The organism is Micromonospora sp. NPDC049580 (assembly GCF_040675595.1).
Classification (GTDB): domain Bacteria; phylum Actinomycetota; class Actinomycetes; order Mycobacteriales; family Micromonosporaceae; genus Micromonospora.
In genome coordinates this window covers 1-8,598 of the sequence record NZ_JBFAPG010000272.1, presented here as the reverse complement: position 1 = coordinate 8,598, position 8,598 = coordinate 1, and the positions used below count along the sequence as shown (strand labels likewise).

General features: G+C 75.4%; 9 protein-coding genes. 6 read left to right on the top strand and 3 right to left on the bottom strand.

The features are described 5' to 3' along the window. Positions 1 to 262: 262 nt before the first annotated feature. From AB0J68_RS20705 to AB0J68_RS20690, 4 genes are all read left to right on the top strand, one after another. Positions 263 to 1,087, top strand: a complete 825-nt coding sequence (locus tag AB0J68_RS20705; RefSeq protein ID WP_363940000.1) for a class I SAM-dependent methyltransferase — start codon at positions 263 to 265, stop codon at positions 1,085 to 1,087. A gap of 64 nt (positions 1,088 to 1,151) precedes the next feature. Next, on the top strand, positions 1,152 to 2,090 hold the full coding sequence (locus AB0J68_RS20700; RefSeq protein WP_363939998.1) for a lysylphosphatidylglycerol synthase transmembrane domain-containing protein: 939 nt from the start codon (positions 1,152 to 1,154) through the stop codon (positions 2,088 to 2,090). Between the two features lie 57 nt (positions 2,091 to 2,147). After that, entirely contained in the window at positions 2,148 to 2,846 is a 699-nt protein-coding gene (ribA, locus tag AB0J68_RS20695; RefSeq protein WP_354860849.1) for a GTP cyclohydrolase II, read from the top strand. Then, positions 2,843 to 3,535, top strand: coding sequence for a dihydrofolate reductase family protein (locus tag AB0J68_RS20690; protein ID WP_363939996.1), 693 nt, complete (start codon positions 2,843 to 2,845; stop codon positions 3,533 to 3,535). Before ribA ends, AB0J68_RS20690 begins: the two co-directional genes overlap by 4 nt. Before the next feature lie 10 nt (positions 3,536 to 3,545). On the opposite strand, the gene AB0J68_RS20685 is transcribed toward AB0J68_RS20690, so the two are convergent. Continuing rightward, the gene (locus AB0J68_RS20685) at positions 3,546 to 4,517 is read right to left on the bottom strand and encodes an RNA polymerase subunit sigma-70 (RefSeq protein WP_363939994.1); all 972 of its coding nucleotides are present in this window, start codon (positions 4,515 to 4,517) and stop codon (positions 3,546 to 3,548) included. 212 nt (positions 4,518 to 4,729) lie between these two features. On the opposite strand from AB0J68_RS20685, the gene AB0J68_RS20680 reads away from it, so the two are divergent. Next, entirely contained in the window at positions 4,730 to 5,146 is a 417-nt protein-coding gene (locus AB0J68_RS20680; RefSeq protein WP_363939992.1) for an SgcJ/EcaC family oxidoreductase, read from the top strand. Positions 5,147 to 5,188: 42 nt separating this feature from the next. On the opposite strand, the gene AB0J68_RS20675 is transcribed toward AB0J68_RS20680, so the two are convergent. Further along, positions 5,189 to 5,707, bottom strand: coding sequence for a hypothetical protein (locus AB0J68_RS20675; protein WP_363939991.1), 519 nt, complete (start codon positions 5,705 to 5,707; stop codon positions 5,189 to 5,191). Next, entirely contained in the window at positions 5,700 to 7,067 is a 1,368-nt protein-coding gene (locus AB0J68_RS20670) for a molybdopterin-dependent oxidoreductase (protein WP_363939989.1), read from the bottom strand. The genes AB0J68_RS20675 and AB0J68_RS20670 overlap by 8 nt, the downstream gene beginning before the upstream one ends. 237 nt (positions 7,068 to 7,304) lie before the next feature. Here AB0J68_RS20670 and AB0J68_RS20665 point away from each other — a divergent pair, with 237 nt between their 5' ends. Beyond that, positions 7,305 to 8,369 carry an NAD-dependent epimerase/dehydratase family protein gene (locus AB0J68_RS20665; protein ID WP_363939987.1) on the top strand — a complete coding sequence of 355 codons (1,065 nt, stop codon included), beginning with the start codon at positions 7,305 to 7,307 and terminating at the stop codon, positions 8,367 to 8,369. Positions 8,370 to 8,598: the final 229 nt, after the last annotated feature.

The window sequence follows — 8,598 nt, the reverse complement described above, 5'->3', positions numbered from 1 at the left end:
CAGCGACCGTGCCGTGCATGCCGGGCATCCCCAGGTGCTGCTGATGCGCCGAGGCGCTGGGCCGCGCCCCCGACGGTGACCTGCCCGGGCTGCTGGTCCCGCCGGACGACCCGGCCGCCCTGGCCGACGCGCTGAGCCGGTGGTGGGGTGACGACGAGCTGCGGGCCCGGCTGCGGCACGCCGCGCTCGCCCGGCGCGACACCCTGACCGACTGGCCGGTGACGACCGCGCGCCTGGCCGCCGTGCTGGAGGAGGTGGCGGAATGACCGTCGAGGAGACCCTGCCGTTCGCCGACTGGCTGCGTCTGCGTGAGCCGGCCGACGCGGCGGCCCGCGCCGAGGACCTGGTGGACGCCGTCCGGCCCCGACTGACCGGCCACGACCCGATCCTGATCCACGACCTGGGCAGCGGCACCGGCTCGATGAGCCGCTGGCTCGCGGCCCGGCTGACCGGGCCGCAGCACTGGGTGCTGCACGACCGGGACGCCGACCTGCTGGCCCGGGCCGCCGACGGCATGGCCGGGGTGACCGCCGCCGACGGAGCGCCGGTCACCGTCGACACCCGCTGCGGCGACCTGACCCGGCTGAGCGCCGCCGACCTGTCCGACGGCGCGCTGGTCACCGCGTCCGCGCTGCTGGACATGCTGACCGCCGAGGAGGTCGAACGGGTGGTGGCCGCCTGCGTCGACGCCGGCCGCCCCGCCCTGTTCGCGATATCGGTGACCGGCCGGGTCCGGCTCACCCCGGCCGACCCGCTCGACGCCGCCGTCGAGGAGGCGTTCAACGAGCATCAGCGGCGTACCGTCGACGGCCGCCGGCTGCTCGGCCCGGACGCCGCCGAGGCCACCGCCGCCGCGTTCGCCCGGCGGGGCGTGCCGGTGCGGGAGCGGCCCAGCCCGTGGCGGCTCGGCCCGGAGCAGGCCGACCTGGCCGCCGAGTGGTTCCGCGGCTGGCTGGGCGCGGCCTGCGAGCAACGCCCGGAACTGGCCGGCGCGACCGGGGCGTACGCCCAGCGCCGGCTGGCCGACGCCGCCGCCGGCCGGCTCGGCGTGCTGGTCGAGCACCTGGACCTTCTGGCCGGTGGATGAACCGTCGACGCCCTGGGTACGTGCACTAGAGGGAGTGGACGATCTTCAGGGAGGACCGGCGTCGATGGTGTGGGCCTGGGCACGAGTGGTCGGCGGGGTGGGCCTGCTCGCCGCCCTGCTGTGGCAGGTGGGCGGCGGCCCGTTCCTCGCCGGCGTACGGCTGATCAACGCGCCGGCGCTGGCCGCGGCCCTGCTCATCGGCGTGCTCACCACGGTCTGCGCGGCCTGGCGGTGGAGCCTCGTCGCCGGTGGCCTCGGCGTGCGACTGCCGCTGGCGACCGCGGTGGCGCACTGCTACCGGGCGGTGTTCCTCAACGCCACGCTGCCCGGCGGGGTGCTCGGGGACGTGCACCGGGCGGTACGCCACGGCCGCGACGCCGGCGACGTCAGCCGGGGCATCCGGGCGGTGGTCTGGGAGCGTACCGCCGGTCAGGTGGTCCTGGTGGGTGTCGCGCTGGTGGTCCTGGCGGCGTTTCCGTCGCCGGTGCGGCCGTACCTGCCCGCCACCGCCGCCCTGCTGCTCGCGGGCGGGCTGGCCGTCGTGCTGCTGGCGCGGCGCCTGCCCGGCGGCGGCCGGTCCCGGTGGGCCCGAGGCGTACGCACCGCCGTGGCGGACGTGCGGTCCGGGCTGCTGGCCCGGCGTACCTGGCTCGGCGTGCTGGTCGCCTCCGCCGTGATGGTCGCCGGGCACCTGGCCACCTTCCTGGTGGCGGCACGGACCGCCGGTTCGGACGCTCCGCTGACACGGCTGCTGCCGCTGACGCTGCTGGCCCTGCTCGCCATGGGTCTGCCCCTGAACGTCGCCGGGTTCGGACCCCGCGAGGGGGTGGCCGCGTGGGTGTTCGGCGCGGCCGGACTCAGCGCGGCCGAAGGTGTCGCCACCGCCACCGTCTACGGTGCCCTCGTGCTGGTGGCCAGCCTGCCCGGCGCGGCCGTGTTGCTCGCCCGGCGGGCCCGCAATCCCGCCACCGCTCGGGAAGCTGCCTCCGGCGGCGGCTGTTGAGTGGTGGTGAGACGGTACGCGTCGCCGCCTGTTGGCGGCGCCGGACAAAGGAGTCCCATGCCCGAAGCACTGCCGGTCGCCACGGTCCGTACGCAGGTCACGGTGCCGCTGGCGTTTCCCGACGGCTACACCACCACCGTCCGGGTGTTCACGTTCAAGGGCCTCATCGACGGTCGGGAGCACCTCGCTCTCGGCCTGGGTGACTGGGCCGGGGCGCTGGACCGGCTCGCCGCCGGTGGCGAGCCGCCGCTGGTCCGCCCGCACAGCGAGTGCCTCACCGGTGACGTGTTCGGCAGCCAGCGCTGCGACTGCGGGCCGCAGCTGCGCGAGGCGGTGCAGCGGATCGCCGAGACCGGTGGGTTCCTGCTCTACCTGCGCCAGGAGGGCCGGGGCATCGGTCTGTACGCCAAGCTCGACGCGTACGCCCTGCAGGATGCCGGGCTGGACACCTACCAGGCCAACGTGGCGCTGGGCCGGGGCGAGGACGAGCGCGACTACAGCGCCGCCGCGCAGATGCTGGCCACCCTCGGCGTGTCGCGCGTGCGCCTGCTCAGCAGCAACCCGGACAAGGCCGAGCAGTTGACCCGGCTCGGCGTGGACGTCGTCGAACGCGTCCCCACCAGCGTCTTCCTCTCCCCGGCCAACGCCGAGTACCTCGCGGCGAAGGCCGCCAAGGCGGCGCAGACCGAGGCGGCGGAGACCGAGGCGGCGGAGGCGCCGGCGGGTCGTACCCCTGACCGGCCCGTCTCCCGATGATCAGCCGGCCGTACGTGCTGCTGAGCTGCGCCGCCTCCCTCGACGGGTACATCGACGACGCCTCCGACCAGCGGCTGCTGCTGTCCAACGAGGACGACCTGGACCGCGTCGACGCGGTACGGGCCAGCTGCGACGCGATCCTGGTCGGCGCCGCCACGGTCCGCCGTGACGACCCGCGCCTGCTGGTGCGCTCCGCCGGGCGCCGGGCCGAGCGGGTGGCGTGCGGGCGGCCCGCCTCGCCCACCAAGGTGACCCTGACCGCCCGGGGGGATCTCGATCCGACCGCCCGGTTCTTCACCGCGGGCGATCCCGACCGGCTGGTCTACTGCGCCAGCGGTGTGCTGGACAAGACCCGCGAGCGGGTCGGTCGGCTGGCCACCGTGGTGGACGGGGGCGAGCCGGTCGACCCGGGGTGGGTCCTCGCCGACCTGGCGGCGCGGGGTGTGCGGCGGCTGATGGTGGAGGGCGGCGGGACGGTGCACGCGCAGTTCCTCACGGCCGGCCTCGCCGACGAGCTGCACCTGGTGGTCGCCCCGTTCTTCGTCGGCGACCGCCGGGCGCCCCGGTTCGTCGGCGAGGGGAGCTTCCCCTGGCACGCGGATCGCCGCGCCCGGCTGGCCGAGGCCCGCCAGATCGGCGACGTGGTGCTGCTGCGCTACGCGCTCTCCGACCGCTTCGGCGAGACCTGACGCCCGCCGCTCAGCCCAGCGTGGTCGGCACAGCGAAGGCGCGCAGCACCGCCGGGTCCTGGAAGACCACGTTGTGCGCCACCCTGGCCCGCACGACGGTCAGCACCTGCACCGTGTGCAGGCGGTACCCCGGGCCGTCCTGCCGACAGTACGCGGCGAGGGTCGGCTGACCGTTCGCCGCCGTCGGCAGCACCCGCCAGTCCCGGCCCCGCAGGGCGAAAACCCGGGACATGAACCGGCCGTACGCCGCCCGGCCCGAATACCAGAGGGGGACCGGCGGCATCTCCAACACCGCCGTGTCGGTGAGCAGGTCGACCAGCGCGGGCACGTCGGCGGCCTCGAACGCCCGCACGTACCGGTCCACCGTGGCGCGTACCTCGGGATCGTCGGCCTCCCGCACGGCGTCGTCGCGCAGGCCGGTGTCGGCCAGCCCGGCGCGTGCCCGCTGCAGGGCGCTGTTGACGCCGGCGACCGAGGTGCCCAGCTGCCCCGCCACCTCGGCGGCGCTGAACCGCAGCACGTCGCGCAGGATCAGCACCGCGCGCTGCCGCGGCGGCAGCAGCTGCAGGGCCGCCACCAGCGCCAACCGCAGGCTGCTGCGCCGCTGCACCACCATCTGGGGGTCATCGGTGCCGGTGAGCCGGGCGTCCGGCAGCGGCTGGAGCCAGGGCACGTCCATGCGCGGAGTCAGCGGCGCGTCCGCGTCCTCGCTGGGCGGGCCGAGACCGGTCGGCAGCGGTCGTCGTCGGCGGCCCTCCAGCGCGGTCAGGCAGGCGTTGGTGGCGATCGCGTAGAGCCAGGTACGCGGCGTGGCCCGGGCGGCGTCGTAGCGGTCCCGCGCCCGCCAGGCCCTCAGCATTGTCTCCTGGACGACATCCTCGGCCTCGTCGACGGCGCCCAGCATCCGGTAGCAGTGCGCCAGCAGTTCGGGACGCAGCCCGGCCGTCGTCGTCACGAAACCGTCGCCCGCCAGCACATCCATGCGCCACCTCCACCGGCAGCATGCCAGCGCGGCACGATCCCCGCCCAGCTGCGGGCGGGGTGAGAAATGCCCACCGTCGGCAGCGATGAGTTCACTGCCGCTCGCCGGTATCCCCCGGTGAGACGTGCCGTCGGCCCGCGCCCCGTTGGTGCGGCGCGGCACGTCCAGCCCGGCGTCGGATCGACGGCGCCACCGACAGAGAGGTCACCCGCATGAACAACACCTCGCTCGCCCCGAAAGGCGACGCGCCAACCGCCACCGATGCCATCCTCGACCTGTTCCGGCGCCTCTACGCCGCCTGGGGCGACAACGACGCGGACGCCTTCGCTGCCCTCTACCGCCCGGACGCCACAGTGGTCATGCCCGGTGTGCTGCACCGGGGCCGCGAGGCGGTGCGGGCGCACATGGCCGCCGGGTTCGCCGGACCGCTGCAGGGATCCCGTGGGGTCGACGAGCCACTGGACATCCGAGTGCTCGGAGAGACCGCGATCGTCGTGAGCGCTGCCGGCATCCTGATGGCCGGTGAGGACGAGCTGCCGGCCCAGCGGCGTCGGCACGCCACCTGGGTCCTGCACCGCACGGACGGCGCCTGGGCCGTCGCGGCGTACGCCAACGCGCCGGCGGCCTGACCACTGCGGGCGCCCGACCGGCAGGCCGGGCGCCCGGGGCCGTCAGCGCCGGGCGCGGGACGCCGAACCGCGCCGGCCCAACGCCGCGCGCAGGCCGTACGTCGCGCCGCTGAGCAGGAACAGTGCCGCGCTGAGCACCAACCAGCGCACCAGGTACGGCCGCTGGGTCAGGCCGGAGGCCGCCTCGTGGGTGGTCTCGCCCCACCGCAGGATGCCGGGGGAGTAGACCACGAACAGCAGCGCCGTGCCGAGCGCCGGCACCCGCAGGTGGTTGAGCAGCGTGACACGATCGCGTACCACCGCGCGCAGCACCCGGTCGGCGCTCGCGTACACCGGGAACAGCACCAGGTCGTGGGCGATGACCGCGCCGACGAACCACAGCAGCATCCGGCTGAACGTCGCCTCCTGCGCCAGCCGCAGCGCCACCCAGCCGGCGAGCACGATGGCCGCCGTCACCAGGACGAAATGCCACGGCGCGGCGCCGTAGGCGGCCCGCCACCGCCCGGCCCGCCCAGCCGTCGGTCCGGCCCGTCCGCCGGTCGGCCCGGCTCGCTCAGCCATCGGCCTGACCCCGGAAGTCGATCTCGGTGACCCACTTCGTGCAGTGCACCCCGGGCAGGGCCGGCACGATGACCCGAGCCGGGTAGCCGTGGTCGGGGGCGAGGTCGACGCCGTTGACCCGCAGGGCGAGCAGCGAATCCGGATTGAGGACCTGGTTGGCGGCGAGCACCGCCGTGCGGAACAGCCCGGCCTGCTCCAGCGACGACACGCGCGCCGAGGCCGGGCCCGCGACCCCGGCGAGCGCGGCCAGGTCACGAAGGCGGACGCCGGTCCAGGTCTGCCGGGTGGACCAGCCCTCCACGCAGGAGATGGGTAGGGCGGCGGTGTGCTGCGCCATGGCCAGCAGGCCGGGCCGGTCCAGGGTCACGGTCCGCCCGCCGCCCCGCAGCGTCAGCCGCCAGCTCGCGTCGGTCTGCTCGGGGCGTACGCCGGCGGCGGCGACGGTGCGGTTGACCGGGAAGCCTTTCGGCCCGGTGCCGGGCTGTCGTCCGCGGGGCAGCAGCAGCGCGGTGCGCCGCAGCGGGCCGTCCAGGCTCTGCCCGATGGTGAGGACGGCCAGCAGCAGCGCCCCGCCGCCGACCAGGCCGACCGCGCCGCGCCGGCTGACCGTGGCCGGCCCGGGTTCGGCGGCGACCAGGCCGTCCGGGTCGGGCGGCTCGGGTCGTGTCGCGGCGCGCGGGGTGCGCAGTTCCGCGCCCAGCGGGCGGGACCGCAGCGCGGTCACCAGCCGGGGAAACTTGATGATCACGTGCGCCACGAAGGCGCCGGTGAAGATCCAGGCCCCGAAGTAGTGGGCGGTGTAGAAGTCGAAGCCGAACACGTACGAGTACTGGATGTTGAGCAGGCCGGTGGCGATCTGGAACAGGATCCCGCCGACCAGCAGCAGCAGGGTCAGTCGTTCCAGCACCTGGGCCAGGGAGCGGGCCGGCGGCCAGTCGAACAGCTTCGGCAGCACCGACCACAGCTTGCCCAGCACCACCGGGACGAGCACGATGCCGAGCGTCACGTGCAGCCCCTGGGTGACCCGGAACAGCCAGGACGGCCGGGTCGGCCAGTCGAAGGCGGGCAGCCGCAGCCAGCCCACGTTCGCCGGGAACGCCTGGTCGAACTGCGGGCTGTAGGCGGCGTAGTCGAGCAGCCCGGTGATGATCACCAGTGGTAGCGCCACCAGCAGCACCGACCCGTAGACGGCGGTGAGCCAGGGGCCGCGCAACGGGCTGCGCCAGCTCCGTTTGACGGCGTCCACACCCGGTGGGCCGTGCTGGGCCAGCCCGCGCCAGAGCCGGCGCGGCGCGCCGTAGCCGTCCGCGTCCGTTGCCCGGGTTTCGCTGCCGCTCGGGCCGGGTCTGCTAACCGGCACCCGCTGCCCCTTCCTCGCCGTCACGCGCCGTTGTCGTCCACACCGGTCGGCCCGGCCGGGCGCGTGGGCCGGTGGCGGGCACTGCCGGCAGGTTAGACCGCAGGGGTACGGCCGGGCCGGGTTTATCGCATTACCGAACGCTTACCGGGGCGTCGGCGCCCGCCGAGCTGTTGCGAACTCCTTACGGGTCCGCCGAACCGGCCCGCCGGGCGTCCCGTCCGCCCTACCGTGACCGGCATGCGCGTACTGGTCACCGGCGCGGCCGGGTTCATCGGGTCGCAGGTCGTCGACCTGCTCGTGGAGCAGGGCCACGAGGTGGTGGCGCTGGACGCGCTGCTGCCCCAGGCACACGGCGGCGAGCTGCCCGCCTGGTCACGCGGGCACCAGGTGGTCCGCGGCGACGTCCGGGACGGCCCTCTGCTGGACCGGCTGCTGACCGGCGTGGACGCGGTCTGTCACCAGGCGGCGATGGTCGGCCACGGCCTCGATCCGTCGGACGCCCCCGACTACGTCACGCACAACGACTACGGCACGGCGGTGCTGCTGGCGGCGCTGCACCGGGCGGGGATCGGTCGGTTGGTGCTGGCCAGCTCGATGGTGGTCTACGGGGAGGGGCGCTACGCCTGCCCCGAGCACGCCACGGTGCGCCCCGCGCCCCGCCGGCCCGAGGACGTGACGGCCGGCCGGTACGACCCGACCTGCCCACACTGCGGCCGCGGACTCGATCCGGTGCTCGTGCCGGAGGACGCGCCGTTGGAACCCCGCAGCACGTACGCCGCGAGCAAGCTCGCCCAGGAGCACCTGGCCGCCGCCTGGGCCCGGCAGACCGGCGGCGCCGTGTGGGCGCTGCGGTACCACAACGTCTACGGCCCCCGGATGCCCCGCGACACCCCGTACGCCGGAGTGGCATCGATCTTCCGGTCGGCGCTGGCGGCCGGCGTGGCGCCGCGGGTGTTGGAGGACGGCCGGCAACGGCGCGACTTCGTGCACGTCACCGACGTGGCGCGGGCCAACCTGCTGGCCCTCACCAGCAGCGCGCCGCCGGCCACGCTGGTGCCGGTGAACGTCTGCTCGGGCGAGCCGCACACGGTCGGAGAGCTGGCGGTCACCCTGGCCGAGGCGATGGGCGGGCCGGCCCCGCAGGTGGTGGGTGGGGCCCGCGCGGCCGACGTGCGGCACCTGGTCGCCGACCCCCGCCGGGCCGTGGAACTGCTCGGCTACACGGCCCGGGTCGGCTTCGCCGAGGGCGTGGCCGGCTTCGCCACCGACCCGCTACGGGAACCAGCCGCCGTCGCAGGCTGACCGCCCGCCGCCCGCCGCCCGCCGCCCGCCGCCCGCCGCCCGCCGCTGGTCCACGCCGAGTGGTACGCGCGGCGGTGATGCTCGCGCGGCGCGGTGTGCTTGGCCGGCGGGGGTGCTCGCTCGGGCGGGGGTGCTGGCTCCGGCGGTGGTGGCTCGCGGTGATTGGCGCGCGCGACGAGCCGGTACGGTCAATGAGCGGTATGACTGTGAGTCATAAATATGACTCACA

Coding starts and splice junctions, on each gene's coding strand:
- AB0J68_RS20685 (WP_363939994.1), bottom strand. CDS start 4,517: ATGGATGTGCTGGCGGGCGACGGTTTCGTGACGACGACGGCCGGGCTG.
- AB0J68_RS20705 (WP_363940000.1), top strand. CDS start 263: ATGACCGTCGAGGAGACCCTGCCGTTCGCCGACTGGCTGCGTCTGCGT.
- AB0J68_RS20690 (WP_363939996.1), top strand. CDS start 2,843: ATGATCAGCCGGCCGTACGTGCTGCTGAGCTGCGCCGCCTCCCTCGAC.
- AB0J68_RS20680 (WP_363939992.1), top strand. CDS start 4,730: ATGAACAACACCTCGCTCGCCCCGAAAGGCGACGCGCCAACCGCCACC.
- AB0J68_RS20700 (WP_363939998.1), top strand. CDS start 1,152: ATGGTGTGGGCCTGGGCACGAGTGGTCGGCGGGGTGGGCCTGCTCGCC.
- ribA (WP_354860849.1), top strand. CDS start 2,148: ATGCCCGAAGCACTGCCGGTCGCCACGGTCCGTACGCAGGTCACGGTG.
- AB0J68_RS20665 (WP_363939987.1), top strand. CDS start 7,305: ATGCGCGTACTGGTCACCGGCGCGGCCGGGTTCATCGGGTCGCAGGTC.
- AB0J68_RS20675 (WP_363939991.1), bottom strand. CDS start 5,707: ATGGCTGAGCGAGCCGGGCCGACCGGCGGACGGGCCGGACCGACGGCT.